Here is a 16,830-nt window from a genome sequence, read left to right on the forward strand (position 1 = left end):
CATGAGGAGCTTGCCATGAACGCGCGCGAAGACGAACGGGCCGTGCTCGATGCGGCCATGCTGCGCCAGGCCCACGCCGGCGCGCTGGCGCAGGGCCGCCCGCAAATGGCCGTGCTGCAGGAAACGGCGGCCCTGCCGCCCGACGTCTTCGTGCGCCAGCTGGCCGCCCTGTTCCGCTATCCGGCGTGGACGATGGCCGCGCTGCAGGCCGCGCTGCCCGCCTTTGCCCAGCTGCCCTACACCGATTGCGCCCAGCGCGACTGCGTGCTGCTGCAACCTGGCGTTCCCGGCGCGCCGCCCGTGCTGGTGATCGGCAATCCGTTTGCCGAGGACTTGCTGCAGTGGGCCGACTTCGCCCTGCGCACGCCGTTCACGGTGGCGCTGGCGCACCCGGACGACCTGGCCGCCTATCTGCTGCAGCAGGAAAGCGTGCAGCAGGCGATGCAGGAAATGCAGCATGGCGATGACTTGCCGGGGCTCGACCAGAGCATCGAGGACATCTCGCTCATCCGCATCAGCGAAGACAGCAGCCCCGTGGTGAAACTGGTGAACTCCACCATCTACGACGCGCTGAAATTTCAGGCCAGCGACATCCACCTCGAATGCGACGTGGCCAGCCTGGTCATCAAGTACCGCGTCGACGGCGTGCTGGTGCAGGCGGGCCAGGTGCAGGGACTGGCGATGGCCGAACAGATCATCTCGCGCATCAAGGTGATGGCCGACCTCGACATCGCCGAGCGGCGCATCCCGCAGGACGGCCGCTTCAAGGTGCGCGTGAAGGGGGCGGAGATCGATTTCCGCGTCTCCATCATGCCGAACATCTTTGGCGAGGACGCCGTGCTGCGCCTGCTGGACCGGCGCGCGCTGACGGAAGCGGCGCAGGCGCTGCGCCTGGAAAGCCTGGGCCTGAACGAGGACGCCATCGAACAGATCCGCCGCCTGGCCGCCAAGCCGCACGGCATGCTGCTGGTAACGGGCCCCACGGGCTCGGGCAAGACCACCACCCTGTACGCGGCCATCACGGAAATCAACACGGGACGCGACAAGATCGTCACCATCGAGGACCCCGTCGAATACCGCTTGCCGCGCGTGCTGCAGATCCCCGTCAATGAAAAGAAGGGACTGACGTTCGCGCGCGGCCTGCGCTCCATCCTGCGCCACGATCCCGACAAGATCATGATCGGCGAAATCCGCGACGACGAGACGGCGCAGATCGCCGTGCAGGCGGCGCTCACGGGCCACCTGGTGTTTACCACCGTGCACGCGAATAACGTCTTCGATGTGGTCGGCCGCTTTTTGCACATGGGCGTGGACGCGTACAGCTTTACGGCGGCACTGAACGGCATCGTGGCGCAGCGCCTGCTGCGCCTCAATTGCGCCCATTGCGCCGTCGACGCCAGCGCCGAGGTGCTGGCCGATGCGCAGCAATTGCGCGACAGCGGCCTGGCCCTGCACCAGGTGCAGGACTGGCAATTCATGGCCGGCAAGGGCTGCGGCCACTGCCGCGGCACCGGCTACAAGGGCCGCAAGGCCGTCGCCGAGGTGCTGATGCTCAGCGACGCGATGCGCGAACTGATCTGCACGCGCGCGCCCCTGAGCCAGATGAAGGAAGAAGCGGCGCGCAACGGCTTTCGCCTGGCGCGCGAAGCGGGCCTGGACCTGGTGCGGCGCGGCGAAACCACCTTAGCGGAGCTCAATCGTGTCACTTATTGAACGTGTTGCCGGCACCACCGTGTGCCTGCACCTGGCGCCGCAGGCGCTCCACGGCGTGCAGCGCCGCGCCGGCCGTCCCATCGCGGACAGCGCCTTCCACCTGCCCATTGCGAATCCCGACGCCAGCTGGGACGTGGCGCTGGCCAGCCTGCGCGGCTGGCTGGAGCAAGACAGCGGCAAAAAGCTCCCGCTGGCCGTCAGCCTGGCCAGCCGCTGGTGCGCCCTGCTGATGGTGCCATGGAGCGGCGCCCTGCTGGAGAAAGGCAGCGCGCAGCGCTTCCTGCACAGCCAGTTCGGCGCCGTGTATGGCGAGGGCGCGCGCGCCTGGCGCCTGGCCGCCGACGACGCGCCCTATGGCCAGCCGCGCCTGGCCTGCGGCATCGACGCGGCCCTGCTGCAGGGCGTGCAGGAGGCGGCCGCCGCACAGGGCCGGCGCTGCCTGTCCATCGAACCGATCGCCGGGCCGGCGTGGCGCAGCATCGCCGTGGGCAAGCCTGCCGGCAGCAAGCCTGCCGCCTTCGCCCTGGTGGAAGCGGGCCGGCTGCTGCTGGCCACCAGCAGCGGCGGGCGCATCACGGCCCTGCACAGCCAGTCCTGCGACACGGCCTGGGGCGAGGAACTGGAACGGGCCTGGCGGCGCTGGAACCTGCGCGCGCCGCAGCTCGACGCCATCGAACGCGTGGCGCTGATCGACTTGAGCGGCGCGCCGCAGGCGAACGTGCCCGAACGCTTCGCGCCCATCGCCGTGGCCGGCCCCGCCCACCTGATGCGGGAGGCCGCATGGGCCTGAGCCGCCTGGAATTCCTGCCGCCCGGCGCCGCGCAGACGTTCAAGGGCTGGCGCCTGGCGCTGTGCCTGACGGGCACCTTGCTGCTGCTGCCGGCGGCCGTGTACTGGCTGGTGCAGGCGCAGGAAACGCGGCGCCTGGAAACGCAGCTGGCGCAGCTGCAGCCCGCGCGTCCCGTGCGCGCCCCCCTCTCGGCAAGCCAGCAGCGCGAACGCGACCTCGAACTGAAACAGGTGGCTATCGCCGTACGCCAGCTCAACCTGCCCGTCACGCGCCTGATCAAGACGGTGCAGGCGCCGCGCGACGTGCGCGTGGCCCTGCTGGGGCTGGACCTGAATGCGCAGCAGGGACAGGATGGCGCCAGCGCCCTGAAAATCGCCGCCGAAGCGGAAACGCCGCAGGACATGCTCAACTACCTGGCCTTCCTGAACCAGCAACCCATGTTCAGTTCCGTGTATCTGCTCAAGCACGAGATGAATATGAACACTCCCGAACACCCTTACCGTTTTCAGCTGGAGGCGCAATGGCGGCAATAAAACCCGTGCTGAAAGTCGCTACGCGCGCGATGCGTCCGCGCCTGCAACTGCGCCTGCCGCCGCGCCTGCAGTGGGAAGCGCGGCGCCTGTGGCGTACCCTGGGCTGGCCCAGCGCCATCGGCGCGGCCTGCCTGGCGCTGGCCGCCATCGCCGTGCAGCAGGGCGACGCGCTGGCGGGACGCCAGCAGCCATTGCGCGCGCAACTGGCCGTGATGGCGAAACAGGCGGCGCTGCCGCCGGCACCCGTCACCCTCGATGCGGATGCCGACAGCCTGGCCGCCTTCCACGCCTACCTGCCCGCGCACGACAGCATTCCCGAGCAGCTGAAAACCTTGCTGGAAGTGGCGCAACAGAGCGGCGTCACGCTGGCCAAGGCCGACTACAAGCCGCAGGAAGACGGCAACACGGCCTTTTTGCGCTACCAGATCACCCTGCCGGTAAAAGCCGAATACGCGCAGCTGCAAGCCTTTATTGTCGACGCCCTGCAGGCGCTGCCCACCCTGACCCTCGACTCCGTGCTGTTCAAGCGCGAGCAGATCGAGGCGGGCGAGATCGATGCGCGCATCCAGTTCATCCTGCTGGTGAAAAAGCCGGAGGTGCGTCCATGAAAAAAGCCGTACTGGGGACGGCTGCCGTGGCCACCCTGCTGGCCGCGCTCTTCGCGCCCGAGGATGAAGGCAGCATCGTGGGACCGGCCACGGCCACGCCGCGCCAGGTGGAACGGGTGGCGGTCGCGCCCCTCGTCGCCGCCGCTGCCGCTGCGCCAGCCAATCGCGCGCTGGCCATCGAACCGCGCCGGGGGCTCGATGACGAGGAGGCGGCCATCCTGTTCGCCAAGCAAAGCTGGCAGCCGGAGACGCCGAAAAAAATCATGCTCGACCAGCAGGCGGCCCAGGCCACGCGCACGGTCGCCACCGTCGACGCGAACGCGCCGCCACCGCTGCCCTTTCAATTCCTCGGCCGTTTCGTCGACGAAGGCAAGGCCGCCTATTTCCTGCAGGCGGGCGAACGCAACGTGGTGGCGCGGCCCGGCGACATGCTCGAAGAGCGCTACCGCTTCGACGGCGTGGTGCAGGGTTCCCTGCAATTTACCTATCTGCCGCTCAACCTGAAACAGACACTCGCCGTAGGGGACCTCAATTGAAACGACGCGCACCACGTACGATCTTCACCCTGCTGCCCATGCTGTCCCTGCTGGCTGGCTGCGCCGGCAACCAGGCCTACAACGATGGCCAGGCCATGCTGGGCGCGGGCCGCACGGAACAGGGCCTGGCCCTGCTGGAACAGGCGGCGCAGGCCGAACCGACGAATGCGAAGTACCGCATCGCCGTCACCAACGGCAGGATGCGCGCCCTGAACAAGCTGAATGGTGCTGCCGAGGCGCTGCGCCAGCAAGGCAATTTGCCTGAAGCGCAGGCGCTGTACCGGCAAGCGCTGGCGCTGGACCCCAGCGACGACGTGGCGCAGCGGGGCCTGGCCGGCGTGGCGCAGGACGAGCGCCACCGCAAGCTGGTGCAGGAGGCGCAGGCCAGCTACCAGCGCGGCGGCGAAGCGAATGTCGCGCAGGCGCAGGAAGCCTTGCGCCAGGTGCTGCAGGAGCGTCCCGCGCAGCGCGAGGCGCTGGCCCTGAAAGGCCGCATCGGCGACGAGCAGGCGAAGACCCGGCCGGCCGGCGGCAAGCTGGCGGCCGCCTACAGGAAACCCGTCACCCTCGAATTTCGCGATGCGCCGCTGCGCTCCGTATTCGACTTCATCAGCAAGGTCTCGGGCCTGAACTTCGTCTTCGACAAGGAGGTCGACCCGGCCCTGCGCGCCACCATCTCCGTGCGCGACACCAGCATCGAGGAAGCCATCGCCATGCTGCTGGGCGCGAACCAGCTGGAACAGAGCGTCACCAGCGACAAGTCGATCACGATTTACCCGAACACGCCGCAAAAGGTGAAGGATTACCAGCAGCTGGTGGTACGCACCTTCTTCCTCGCCAATGCGGACGTCAAGACGGTGGCGTTCTCCATCAAGACCCTGCTCAAGGCCAAGGACGTCGTCACCGATGAACGGCTGGGCATCATCATGCTGCGCGATACGCCGGAAATGGTGCGCATGGCCGAGCGCATCATCAACGTGCAGGACCTGGCCGACCCGGAAGTGATGCTGGAAGTGGAAGTGCTGGAGGTCAAGCGCACGCGCCTGATGGAACTGGGCGTGCGCTGGCCCGACCAGGCCAGCCTGACCCTGGCCGGCAGCGGCACTGGCCTGGGCGGCCTGAAGGTGGCCGACCTGCGCCGCATCAATGGCGAGAATATCAACCTGGGCATCGGCGGCGTGACCCTCAACGCCAACAAGACGGACAGCGACAGCAATATCCTGGCCAACCCGCGCATCCGCGTGCGTAACAAGGAAAAGGCGAAGATCCTCATCGGCGACCGCGTGCCCGTGATCACCGTCACGACGAACAACGGCGTCAGTTCCGACAGCGTCAACTACATCGACGTGGGCCTGAAACTCGACGTCGAGCCGAACGTCTACCTGGATGACGAAGTGGCCATCAAGATCAACCTGGAAGTGTCGAACGTCGTCAAGGAAGTCATCAGCAAGACGGGCACGCAGGCTTACCAGATCGGCACGCGCAGCGCCTCCACCGTACTGCGGCTGAAGGATGGCGAAACGCAGGTGCTGGCGGGCCTGATCAGCGACGAGGACCGGGGCACGGCCAACAAGGTGCCGGGCGTGGGCGAACTGCCCGTGCTGAACCGTTTATTTGGCAGCCAGAAGGACGACGCCATGCGCAGCGAGATCGTGCTGTCGATCACGCCGCGCCTGCTGCGCAGCATCCGCCGCCCGGACCTGCTGACGGCCGAATTCAATTCCGGCACCGAGGCGGCCGTGGGCGGGCGTGGCAGCGTGGGCGGCGCGCCCGAGGCCATCGCCGCGCCAGAACAGCCGCCGGCACGCGCCGGCTCGCCCATGACGGGCGGCGACGAGGCACCCGCCGGTGACAAGCCGGCCGCCAGCGATAAGGCCACGGTGAAAGGCGGCCAGTGAAACAACAAGGCTTTACCTTCATCGAACTGATGATCACCCTGGCGATCATGGCGACCCTGGCCACGGTGGCCGTGCCGATGGCGCAGGTGGCCTTGCAACGCTCCAAGGAACAGGCCTTGCGCAGCGCCCTGATCGAGATCCGCGAGGCGATCGACGCCTACAAGCGCGCCTCGGACAATGGCCGCATCAAGCTGTCGCTGGGCGCCTCCGGCTATCCGAAGAAGCTCGATGAACTGGTCGAGGGCGTGCCCGACCAGCGCAGCCCGTCGAAGCAGAATATTTATTTTCTACGCCGCCTGCCGCGCGACCCGTTCCAGCCCAGGGAAGCCGGCAGCGCGGCCGACAGCTGGAGCAAGCGCGCGTATGCCTCGCCGCCCGACAATCCCAGCGAAGGCGAAGACGTGTTCGACGTCGCCTCGCGCTCGACCAGGGCGGGCCTGAACGGCGTGCCGCTGAATCAATGGTGAACGCCATGCCGACAACAAGACTGCGCCGTGGCTTTACCCTGGTCGAACTGCTGGTGGTGCTGGCCATCATCTCGCTGCTGCTGACGATCGCCATTCCCCGCTATTTCGGTTCGGTGGAAAAGTCCAAGGAAGTGGCCCTGAAGGAAAACCTGCAGGTGCTCAGGAGCGGCCTGGATAAATACTATGCCGACAAGGGAGAATATCCGGCCGCGCTGGCCGACCTGGTCACGCACCACTACTTCCGCAGCGTGCCGCTCGATCCCGTCACGGAGTCCAGCGCCACCTGGCAATTGGTCCCTTCGCCGAACGGCGAGATCAGCGGCGTGGCCGACGTGCGCAGCGGCGCCAAGGGCAAGACGCGCGAGGGCATCCCGTTTGAGCAACTCTGATTTTCAACGCGGCGCACGGGGTTTCGCGTATATCTGGACCCTGCTGCTGGTGGCCTTCATGGGCGTGGGCCTGGTCGTGGCCAGCGAACTGTTTGCCACGGCCGCGCGGCGCGAGAAGGAGCGCGAACTGCTGTTCATCGGCCATGAATTCCGCAATGCGCTGGGCCGCTACTACGACAGCACGCCGGGCGACGGCCGGCCCCGCTATCCCTTGACCCTGCAGGAACTGCTGCGCGACCCGCGCTTTGCCAACGCCCGGCGCCATCTGCGCCGCGTGTATGCGGACCCCGTCACGGGCAAGGCGGAATGGGGGCTGCTGCGGCAGGAAGGGCGCATCGTCGGCATCCATTCGCTGTCGCCGCAGCTGCCCATCAAGCAGGACAACTTCCTCGACGAAGACGCCGGCCTGCGCCGCAAGCAGCGCTACGCGGACTGGCACTTCACGTATCCGCACGACCTGGTGCTGGCCCCGCCCGATGCCGCCGGCGGCGCGCCCGGCCTCAAGCCGAAAGGCGCGAACTGATATCATGCGGCATTCAGCAACACGCATCGGCATCACGCATCGAACAAGGAGCAGGCATGAGCATAGGTGGCACTTCCATCGAACAGGCATTGGCATCGCTGTCGGACATGACGTCCGGCATGGTCGCCATCGGCAAGGATGAACACGCGCAGCGTATCGCCAGGGCGCAGGCATGCATGCGCCAGCAGGGCATCGCCGCGATCTACCTGAACGCAGGCGCCAACCTCACCTATTTCACGGGCACCAAATGGTATGCCAGCGAACGCATGGTGGGCGCCATCCTGCCAGCCAGCGGCGACATCGAATACATCGCTCCCGCGTTCGAGGAAAGCACGCTGACGGGCTTCATGGTCATCGCAGGCCGTGTCAATTGCTGGGAAGAGCATGAAAGCCCGTACCAGCTGTTCGTCGACGTGCTGGCGCGCATGGGGATCGCCCAGGACGCGAATCAACCGCCGCGCGTGGGCATCTGCGAAAGCGCGGCCTTCTTCATCTACGACGGCATCAAGCCACTGGCCCCCGGCTATGCGCTGGAAAACGCGCGCACCGTTACGGCGTACTGCCGCAGCCGCAAGTCCGCTGCGGAAATCGCCCTGATGCAGCGCGTGATGGACATGACCCTGGCCGTGCACGTGGCCACGGCCAGCATGCTGCATGAAGGCATCACGACGGTGGAAGTGGAGGAATTCATCCAGCGCGCGCACCGCAAGGTGGGCGCACCGCGCTCGTACTTCTGCATCGTGCTGTTCGGCGAAGCGACCGCCTATCCGCACGGCGTCAATTACGTGCAGACCCTCAAGGCGGGCGACACGGTGCTGATCGACACGGGCTGCCAGGTGATGAACTACATCTCCGACATCACGCGCACCTATGTGTTTGGCGCCATCAGCGAGCGCCAGCGCGCCGTGTGGAACAGCGAAAAGGCCGCGCAGGCCGCCGCATTCGCGGCCGCCCAACTGGGCGTGCCGTGCGGCGACGTGGACCGCGCCGCCCGCGTGTCGCTCGAAGCGGACGGCTTCGGCCCCGGCTACAAGCTGCCCGGCCTGCCGCACCGCACGGGCCACGGCATCGGCCTCGATATCCACGAGTGGCCTTACCTGGTGGGCAACGACACCACGCCGCTGGACGTCGGCATGTGCTTCTCGAACGAGCCGATGATCTGTATCCCCGGCGAATTCGGCATCCGCCACGAAGACCATTTTTATATGACGGCAGACGGGCCGCGCTGGTTCACGCAGCCGGCGCACAGCATCGACGACCCGTTCGGCTTGCAGGCGTAGCTTGACGCCCTTGTGTTCGATTACGCTGCGCTGATCCAAGCTACGCCGAATCGAACCTGCGCCGCTCACGGAGATTGGGGTCAGACCCGACGGGTCTGACCCCGGAATTACCCCTGCGCCAGCTTGAACACGGCCAGCGCCGCCCCCAGCTGCACGGCCTGCTCCTGCAGCGATTCGGCGGCCGCCGATGCCTCTTCCACCAGCGCGGAATTTTGCTGCGTCATCTGGTCCATGCTGCCGATGGCCACGCCGATATCGCCGATGCCGGCGCTTTGCGCCTGGCTGGCGGCGCTGATCTCGGCCATGATGTCGGCCACCTTTTTCACGGAGTCGACGATCTGGCCCATGGTCAGCCCCGCCTCGTCGACCAGCTTCGAACCGACACCCACCTTGGCCACCGAATCGCCGATCAGTTGCTTGATCTCGCGCGCGGCGGCGGCGCTGCGCTGCGCCAGGCTGCGCACCTCGGACGCCACCACGGCAAAGCCGCGCCCCTGCTCACCGGCGCGCGCCGCTTCCACGGCCGCATTCAGGGCCAGGATATTCGTCTGGAAGGCGATGCCGTCGATGACGCCGATGATGTCGACGATGCGCTTTGACGAAGCATTGATCTCGCCCATGGTGGTGACCACCTGGCTGACCACCTGCCCGCCCTTCACGGCCACCGACGACGCCGACACCACCAGTTCGTGCGCCTGGCCCGCGTTGGCGGCGTTATCGCGCACGGTGGAGGTCAGGCTGTCCATGCTGCGCGCCGTCTGATCCAGGCTGCCCGCCTGCGATTCCGTGCGTGCCGCCAGGTCCGCATTGCCCTGCGTGATTTCCGCGCTGGCCACCTGGATGGTTTCGGCCGAGGCCTTGATGCCGGACACCATGCCGGCCAGCCGGCCGCGCATCTCTTTCAGCGCCGCCAGCAGGCTGGCCTGGTCGCCCGCCTCCGTGGCGATCGCCATCGAGAGGTCGCCATCGGCCACGGCGCGGGCGATCTGGCGCGCGTATTCGGGCTCGCCGCCCAGCTGCTGCCAGATGGCGCGCACGACGAAATGCGACACGGCCACCAGGCAGACGATGACGGCCAGCGCCACGGCAATGCTGGTATTGAGCGCATTGCGCACATTCGCCGCGCTGCGTTCGATGCCCTGCCTGAACTGCGCCTGCGCCTGCTCGTTGGTCTTCGCCAGGTCGCCGTTGAGCAGCGCCAGGGCGCCCTGCATGCGCGCCACCGTCGCCTGCGGGTCGCCCTCTTCCATTTCCAGCATGATGCGCGCCGCGCCCAGGGCGGGCGCATAGTAGGCGTCGAATTCCCTGGCCAGCCGCAGGCCATGCTCGCGCTGCCCGGGTATGGCCGCAAAGGCGGCCAGCTTGGCGCGCAGCTTGACGGCCTGGCCGTCGACCTGGGCGATGCGTTCCTTGTCCCCCTCGCTGACGGCATCGCGCAAGGCGTCGCCGACGGCCGCCACGTCGAGGGTCAATGACTTGGCCATGTCGAGCACCGGGTAGTCGGCGCTTTCGGTGGCGTGGATGGAATTGAGCGCGGCCGTGGACAGATAGGCGCTGATGGCCAGGCCCAGTCCGAAAATCACGGCCGAGACGACAGGCAGTGCCCATATCTTGCGTTTGATGCTCATTGCTGTCTCCTGATTTTTATGGGTAGGTGCACGGCCGCGTGCCCTTACGGCGTCGTCAGCACCACTTTGACGCTGGCGTCGACGGCGCTCTTCTCGATATAGCCGATGGCTTTCGGATCGGCGGCGACAGCCTTCTTCACATCGGCGCTATTCGCCATTTCCTTGGGCAAGGTGGCCTTGCCCGTGAAGACCAGCTTGGACCACAGGGCCTTGGCTTGCGACGGTTCCTTGTCCGTCACCTTCTTGTAGAACTCGGCGCGCACGGGGGCGCTTTCCGGCTGGTCGATCGGTGTCATGGCCGTCGATTTCCCGAGAAAGAACTGCGCCACCTGTTCATTCGTCATGGCGCCGGCGGCGCTCTTCGGATTGACCACCACAACCACTTCGGCCATGGCGGGAACGGCGCTCGACAAGGCCAGCAAGCCAGCCGCAAAAATAAAGGGGTTCATGCGGCGCTCCTTAGAAAACAAAATCGATGGCGGCGGCGGCCACCGTCACGGGACCGTGGAAGCCCGGCTTGGCTTGCACGAACAGGCCGGGGCCATTTTTCGGCTGGATGCGGTCGATCTGCACTTTCAATGCCGCCGAACGGTGGAAGTCCCAGCGCACGCCGATGCTGTGCGTCGATTGCTCCAGCTGGTTGCGCATATAGGCCAGGGTGTCGACGCCGGCCGACAGGGCGCGCAGGGTCGGCGTGCAGGCGGCGGGGTAGCCGGCCGGGCAGGCTGCCGGCACGGTGTTATTCACGCGCCCGTCGGCCTTCAGGCTGGCGTAGCTGTAGTACGGCAAAAAGGCGCCCATGCGGTAGCCGCCCATCACGTACCACGAAGTGCTGTCGCTGACATAGCTGTCCGTCTTGCGCTTCGCATATTCGGACTGCAGCAGCACGCTGTTCCAGTCCAGGCCCAGGCCCACGGACGTGAACGACGCCTTCTTGTCCTGCACTTCCAGCGCATCGGCCAGGGCGCCCAGCTGGGCGATCTTGTAGCCGCTGCCGGCCGCGCGCAGGCTGCCCATCAGGGTGTTCAGGCTGGGCGAGTCGTCAATGCTCAGTTTCGTTTCGGCGCGGCCGAAGCGCACGGTGAGGGGACCATGCTCGGCCACCACGTTGAGGGCGACGATGGACTTGCCTTCCACGTGCACGGTCGAATCGGGACCCGTGGCCAGGGTGGCCTTGGTGCGGCCCAGCGCCAGCTGCGTGGTGACGCTGGTGTCGCCCGCGCTGAACTGGTACGTGCCATCGATACCGTCGATGCTGTTCAGGGGCACCTGCGAATACATCTCGCCGGGCGGGCGCAGCATGGTGTTGGCGTAACCCACGTTGCGGTAATCGGAAATCATGAAGACGGGCAGTCCCATGCGGCCGACGCGCACGCTGAAGCTGTCCGACACCTTGGCCTTGGCGAAGGCCCACGCCAGTTCGGCGCCGAAATCATTTTCGCCATCCTTGCGCGCCAGGCCCTGCACGGTGGCCGACAGCCAGGCATTGACGGTGACGTTCGCCTGCACACCCAGGTTGGAATCGACGCCCGTGCGTGCCGTGCGGCCCGCGCCGCTGGCCTGGTTCGGGCGCGCAAACTGCGCGTTGTCCGTGTCGGCCACGGTCAACGCGGCCGTGCCGTAACCGCTGATCTTGACGGCGGGGCCGTCGACTTCTTCCGCATAAGCGTGGCTGATGGCCAAGGGCATGGCCAGCAGGAAAATCAGGACGTGTTTATTCATAGTAATTAAATACCCGTAGCGGTGAACAGTAATCGTGGAGTGGACTCGAGGTCGATGGTTCACCAGCCGTGACAGGCCGGGTCCGTTTTTTTCGCGCCGCCATTGCCTGGCTGATATGGACAGGCGTGCATGGCGGCGTGACCAGTGAGCAAAACCATGCTACAGAGAAAAGGTTTTACTTTGGAAAGTTTTCTGGTGGCAATGTGCCATTTGGCCCATTTTGAAGGAAAAAGCACGCGTTCTAGAGGGATTTATCTAAATAGCACGCTGCGCAAAACCACACTTTCGCCATACTTTTCATACACGGATGGATAGTTCAGCCGGTAAGAAAACCTGGCGCCCTGCCAGGCGCGCCAGGGTGATTCCAAGGCCTTCAGACGCACGCCGGCGGCGCCGGCAAGGGGCCGAACAGTGCCTCCAATGACAGGCCGATGGCCAGCAAACGGCTGTCGCTGCCCAGCGGCCCGTCGATCTCCATCCCCACCGGCAACCCTGCAGCCGTCATGCCCGCCGGCAAGGACAAACCGGGAATGCCCGCATTGCTGGCCGGGTCCGTATTGCGGATCAGGGTCGTAAACGCGTCACCAGGCGCACCGTCCGCCACCGCGATGCGCGATGAACCGTGTACGCCATCGATGGCCACGGCGCACACGGGCGTCGTCGGAAAAAAAATGGCATCCAGGCGGTGCCGCGCAAAATAGTCGCGGTAAAGCGCCTGCAAACGGGGCCGCTGCACCTGCACGGCATCGGGATACGCGGCGCCAAACGCGTCGCCCAGGATGGCGCCAAACGCGTGCCGCACATCCGGGCTGGCCACCTGCGCGGCGATATCGTCCAGCGTGAGCTGCGCGCCGCTGGCGGCCAGGTAGGCGGGGATCGCCTGGCGCGGCTCGTGCAGCGCCAGCGGGAACGACACCTTGCCGTTCGCCTCCATCACGTCCTGCATGCCGAGTTCGACCAGCACCACGCCCGCCTGCGCCAGCGTCTCCCTGGCTTGCGCCATGACGGCCGTCACGTCGGCATCCAGCGGCTGCCAGAAAGCGGCCGGCACGCCGAAACGCAAACCGGCCAGCGGCTCCGGCGACGGCACGGGAAGGCCGGACAGCACGCTGTCGAGCAGGGCCACGTCGGCCACCGTGCGCGCCATCGGGCCCACCGTGTCGCGCGTGTGGCTGATGGGGACCGTGCCGCTGGAATCGTAGCGGCGCTGACTGCCGCCATCGCCGACGGACGGGCGCAGGCCGACGATGCCGCACAGGGCGGCCGGCACCCGCGTGGAGCCGCCCGTATCCGTGCCCAGCCCTGCCGGCGCAATGCGCGCGGCGAGCGCCGCCGCCGTGCCGCCGGAAGAACCGCCGGGGATGCGCGCGCTGTCATACGGGTTTTTCACGTGGCCGGCGAAGCTGGAAAAATTCGTGCTGGTGGCGCCAAACGCCAGTTCATGCAGGTTCGCCTTGCCCAGGATAATGGCGCCCGCGTCCAGCAGGCGCTGCACGCTGGGCGCGTTCGTGGCCGGGCGCCAGTCGCGCAAGGCCGGCGTGCCGGCGGTCGTCGGCATGCCGCGCGCATCGATATTGTCCTTGACAACGATGGGCAAGCCGGCCAGCGGCGGCAAGGCGTGGCCCGCCGCGCGCGCCGCATCGACACGCGCGGCGGCATCCAGCGCCGCCTCCGCATTCAAGGTGATCAGGCTGTTCAAGCCAGCCTGCGCGCGGGCCTGCGCCAGCAAGGTATGCATGTAGTCGGCGGCGCCCAGGCTGCCGTTGGCGATGGCGGCCACGGCATCGCTGGCGCTCAGGGCCAGCTGCGCCTGCGCGGCGAGGGAAGGTTGATCGTCTGCCTTGCTCATGATGTCTCTCCAAAAAAAATGCGCCACCCACGCATACATCGCAGGCGGCGCCGGTCAAACCTGTCCTGCCCAAATGGCTTACTCGCGCTTGGAGACCAGGGTCAGGATATCATAGCTGGCCACCAGTTCCTCGTTCTGGTTCGTCACCTGCACGTCCCACGCGACCACGCCCTGGCCCACGCCAAACACGTCCTTGCGGTTGCGGTCGACCTTGCGCTTGCACGTCAGGCGCGCGCGGATGGTGTCGCCGATGGCCACCGGCGCGACGAAGCGCAGGTTGTCCAGTCCATAGTTGGCCAGCACGGGGCCCACACCGGGCGACACGAACAGGCCGGCGGCGGCCGACAGCACGAAGTAGCCGTGGGCGATGCGCTTGCCGAACTGCGATTCCTTGGCGGCGATTTCATCGAAGTGCATGTAGAAGAAGTCGCCCGAGATGCCGCCAAAGGCGACGATGTCGGCCTCGCTGACGGTGCGGCGGTGCGTCAGCAGCGAGTCGCCCGTCTTCAAGTCCTCGAAATGCTTGCGGAACGGGTGGATCGGGCTTTCGTTGACGTCCGCGCCGCGCACGTATTCGCCCGTGATGGCCGCCAGCATGGTCGGCGAGCCTTGCACGGCCGCCCGTTGCAGGTAATGGCGCACGGCGCGCACGCCGCCCAGCTCTTCGCCGCCGCCCGCGCGGCCAGGGCCGCCATGCTTCAGCTGCGGCAGGGGCGAGCCATGGCCCGTCGAATCGACGGAAGCCACGCGCTCGAGCACGTGCACGCGGCCATGCGTGGCCGCCACTTGCGGCACCACGCGCGCGGCGATCTTCGGATCGCGCGTCACCAGGGTGCTCACCAGGCTGCCCTTGCCGCGCGCGGCCAGGGCCAGCGCCTCGTCGATATCGTTGTAGCCCATCATGGTGCTGACGGGGCCGAACGCTTCCACGTCATGCACGGCGTCGTTGCCGAACGCATCGCGGCACAGCAGCAGGGTAGGCGAGAAGAAGCTGCCGTCCTGCGCGCCATCGCCCAGGGGATTGAAACCGTCGGCCGCGCCGAACACCACCTCGTTACCCTGCGACAGCGTGGCGACACGCTCGGCCACGTCGTTCTGCTGCTCTTTCGAGGCCAGCGCGCCCATGCGCACGCCTTCGATGGACGGGTCGCCCACCACCACCTTGGCCAGGCGCTCGCGCAGGCGCGTGCCGACGGCGTCCATCAGGTGCTCGGGCACGATGATGCGGCGGATGGCCGTGCACTTCTGGCCCGACTTGCCCGTCATTTCGCGCACGACTTCCTTCACGAACAGGTCGAATTCCACGTCGTCGGGCGTGACATCCGGCGCCAGGATGGCGCAGTTGAGCGAATCGGCTTCGCCGTTGAACGGCACCGACTGGGCGATCAGGTTCGGGTTCGTGCGCAGCTTGGCGGCCGTGGCGGCCGACCCTGTAAAGGTGACGAAATCCTGGCCATTCAGGCGGTCCAGCAAGTCGCCCGTGGAGCCGATCACCAGTTGCAGGCTGCCGGCCGGCAGCAGGCCCGATTCATGCATCATGCGCACGACGGCCTGCGTCAGATAGCTCGTCGCCGTGGCCGGCTTGGCGATGCAGGGCATGGCCGCCAGGAAGCTGGGCGCGAATTTTTCCAGCAAGCCCCAGATGGGGAAGTTGAAGGCGTTGATGTGCACGGCCAGGCCGCCGCGCGGCACCAGGATATGGGTACCGGCGAAACCGCCCTTCTTGCCCAGCGCGATGGCCGGGCCTTCATGCAGCACGTTCGACGACGGCAACTCGTTGCTGCCCATGCTGGCGTAGGCGAACAGGGTGCCCGTGCCGCCTTCGATATCGACCCAGCTGTCGGCGCGCGTGGCGCCCGACAGGTGCGAGATCGCATACAGCTCTTCCTTGCGCTCGACCAGGTACAGGGCCAGCGCCTTCAGGCGCGCGGCGCGCTGCTGGAAATCGAGCGCCATCAGGCCCGGCACGCCCGTCTTGCGCGCATACGTGACGGCTTCGTCGAAGTCGATCTTTTCCGCATGCGTGTGATAGATGACGCGGTTGTTCAAGGCGCTGTGCAGGGGCACGGCGGCGCTTTCGCCCAGCCAGCGGCCGGCGATCAGGCTTTGCAGGGTGGATATGTGAGCCATGTGATTTCTCCGTTAGGGGGCAGACCCGTCGGGGGAACGGATGCCAATGGCATCTATTCCGATCCTGAAAGGACTGACCCCAGCATTTAAAGGGTTAAAGGTTATTGCGCCGCGGCGTTCTTGTGCAGGTGCAGCGGCAATGCGGATTCAAAATTCAGGCGCTGGCGGTTCGCCTCGACTTGCGTCAGGGCCTCCACTTCGCGCATTGTCTGCATGGAGCGCACGGCCAGTTCGTGGTACTGGCCCGTGCCCGAGCTTTTCCATTGGATTTCATCATCGGTCAGCGCGCGGATGACCTTGGCGGGCGTGCCCACCACCATGCTGCGCGGCGCGACGAGCATGCCCGCCTTGACGAAACTCATGGCGGCGACGATGGATTCCTCGCCGATGACGGCGTTGTCCATCACCACCGCGTTCATGCCGACGAGTGCATTGCGGCCGATGCGGCAGCCGTGCAGCACGGCGCCGTGGCCGATATGGCCGTCGACTTCGACCACCGTGTCGCAGCCGGGGAAGCCGTGCATGACGCAGGTATCCTGCAGGTTCGCCCCCTCTTCCAGGATCAATCGGCCGAAGTCGCCGCGGATCGAGGCCAGCGGGCCGATATAGCAGCGCGGACCGACGATCACGTCGCCGATCAGCACGGCCGACGGATGCACGTAGGCGCTGGGGTGGACGACGGGGGTGACGCCGTTGATTTCGTAGACTTTGACCATGTTGTTCTCCTATTCATGCATTGAGGGGACGCTTCCCTGCCCCCCAAA

16 protein-coding genes are annotated in these 16,830 nt (G+C 66.6%); 10 read left to right on the plus strand and 6 right to left on the minus strand.

Annotated elements, in window-relative coordinates:
- Positions 1-15 precede the first annotated feature (15 nt).
- The 10 genes from BM193_RS13460 to BM193_RS13505 are packed head-to-tail and all read left to right on the plus strand — an operon-like array spanning position 16 to position 8,737.
- Positions 16-1,713, plus strand: coding sequence for a GspE/PulE family protein (locus BM193_RS13460; protein WP_092796514.1), 1,698 nt, complete (start codon positions 16-18; stop codon positions 1,711-1,713).
- The gene (locus BM193_RS13465) at positions 1,700-2,503 is read left to right on the plus strand and encodes a hypothetical protein (protein ID WP_139176045.1); all 804 of its coding nucleotides are present in this window, start codon (positions 1,700-1,702) and stop codon (positions 2,501-2,503) included. The genes BM193_RS13460 and BM193_RS13465 overlap by 14 nt, the downstream gene beginning before the upstream one ends.
- Positions 2,494-3,036 (plus strand): hypothetical protein, encoded by a 543-nt coding sequence (locus BM193_RS13470; RefSeq protein WP_092796518.1) that lies wholly within the window; start codon positions 2,494-2,496, stop codon positions 3,034-3,036. Before BM193_RS13465 ends, BM193_RS13470 begins: the two co-directional genes overlap by 10 nt.
- Positions 3,024-3,644, plus strand: a complete 621-nt coding sequence (pilO, locus tag BM193_RS13475; RefSeq protein ID WP_139176047.1) for a type 4a pilus biogenesis protein PilO — start codon at positions 3,024-3,026, stop codon at positions 3,642-3,644. Before BM193_RS13470 ends, pilO begins: the two co-directional genes overlap by 13 nt.
- Positions 3,641-4,180: a hypothetical protein gene (locus BM193_RS13480; protein ID WP_092796520.1), complete on the plus strand. Its 540-nt coding sequence runs from the start codon at positions 3,641-3,643 to the stop codon at positions 4,178-4,180. The genes pilO and BM193_RS13480 overlap by 4 nt, the downstream gene beginning before the upstream one ends.
- Positions 4,177-6,078 (plus strand): tetratricopeptide repeat protein, encoded by a 1,902-nt coding sequence (locus BM193_RS13485; protein ID WP_254786114.1) that lies wholly within the window; start codon positions 4,177-4,179, stop codon positions 6,076-6,078. Before BM193_RS13480 ends, BM193_RS13485 begins: the two co-directional genes overlap by 4 nt.
- Entirely contained in the window at positions 6,075-6,545 is a 471-nt protein-coding gene (locus tag BM193_RS13490; protein ID WP_302847636.1) for a type II secretion system protein, read from the plus strand. The genes BM193_RS13485 and BM193_RS13490 overlap by 4 nt, the downstream gene beginning before the upstream one ends.
- A 5-nt stretch (positions 6,546-6,550) precedes the next feature.
- Positions 6,551-6,934 carry a type IV pilin protein gene (locus BM193_RS13495; protein WP_217638419.1) on the plus strand — a complete coding sequence of 128 codons (384 nt, stop codon included), beginning with the start codon at positions 6,551-6,553 and terminating at the stop codon, positions 6,932-6,934.
- The gene (locus tag BM193_RS13500; RefSeq protein WP_254786115.1) at positions 6,921-7,457 is read left to right on the plus strand and encodes a type II secretion system protein; all 537 of its coding nucleotides are present in this window, start codon (positions 6,921-6,923) and stop codon (positions 7,455-7,457) included. The genes BM193_RS13495 and BM193_RS13500 overlap by 14 nt, the downstream gene beginning before the upstream one ends.
- Positions 7,458-7,513: 56 nt before the next feature.
- A complete protein-coding gene (locus BM193_RS13505; RefSeq protein ID WP_092796526.1) occupies positions 7,514-8,737 on the plus strand; it encodes a M24 family metallopeptidase in 1,224 nt (407 codons plus the stop codon).
- A 107-nt stretch (positions 8,738-8,844) separates the two neighbouring features.
- Here BM193_RS13505 and BM193_RS13510 read toward each other — a convergent pair whose 3' ends face one another.
- The 6 genes from BM193_RS13510 to paaY all read right to left on the minus strand — a co-directional run bounded on the left by BM193_RS13510 (position 8,845) and on the right by paaY (position 16,782).
- Entirely contained in the window at positions 8,845-10,365 is a 1,521-nt protein-coding gene (locus BM193_RS13510) for a methyl-accepting chemotaxis protein (protein WP_092796528.1), read from the minus strand.
- A gap of 44 nt (positions 10,366-10,409) precedes the next feature.
- Positions 10,410-10,814, minus strand: a complete 405-nt coding sequence (locus BM193_RS13515) for a type 2 periplasmic-binding domain-containing protein (RefSeq protein ID WP_092796530.1) — start codon at positions 10,812-10,814, stop codon at positions 10,410-10,412.
- Positions 10,815-10,824: 10 nt separating this feature from the next.
- Positions 10,825-12,087 (minus strand): hypothetical protein, encoded by a 1,263-nt coding sequence (locus BM193_RS13520; RefSeq protein WP_092796532.1) that lies wholly within the window; start codon positions 12,085-12,087, stop codon positions 10,825-10,827.
- A 373-nt stretch (positions 12,088-12,460) separates the two neighbouring features.
- Positions 12,461-13,936: an indoleacetamide hydrolase gene (gene iaaH, locus BM193_RS13525; protein ID WP_092797163.1), complete on the minus strand. Its 1,476-nt coding sequence runs from the start codon at positions 13,934-13,936 to the stop codon at positions 12,461-12,463.
- A 78-nt stretch (positions 13,937-14,014) separates the two neighbouring features.
- On the minus strand, positions 14,015-16,066 hold the full coding sequence (gene paaZ / locus BM193_RS13530) for a phenylacetic acid degradation bifunctional protein PaaZ (RefSeq protein ID WP_092796534.1): 2,052 nt from the start codon (positions 16,064-16,066) through the stop codon (positions 14,015-14,017).
- A 101-nt stretch (positions 16,067-16,167) separates the two neighbouring features.
- Positions 16,168-16,782 (minus strand): phenylacetic acid degradation protein PaaY, encoded by a 615-nt coding sequence (paaY, locus tag BM193_RS13535; RefSeq protein ID WP_092796536.1) that lies wholly within the window; start codon positions 16,780-16,782, stop codon positions 16,168-16,170.
- Between the last annotated feature and the right edge of the window lie 48 nt (positions 16,783-16,830).

The sequence above is a fragment of the Janthinobacterium sp. 344 genome (genome assembly GCF_900112025.1).
In the GTDB taxonomy this organism is placed as follows: domain Bacteria; phylum Pseudomonadota; class Gammaproteobacteria; order Burkholderiales; family Burkholderiaceae_D; genus Janthinobacterium.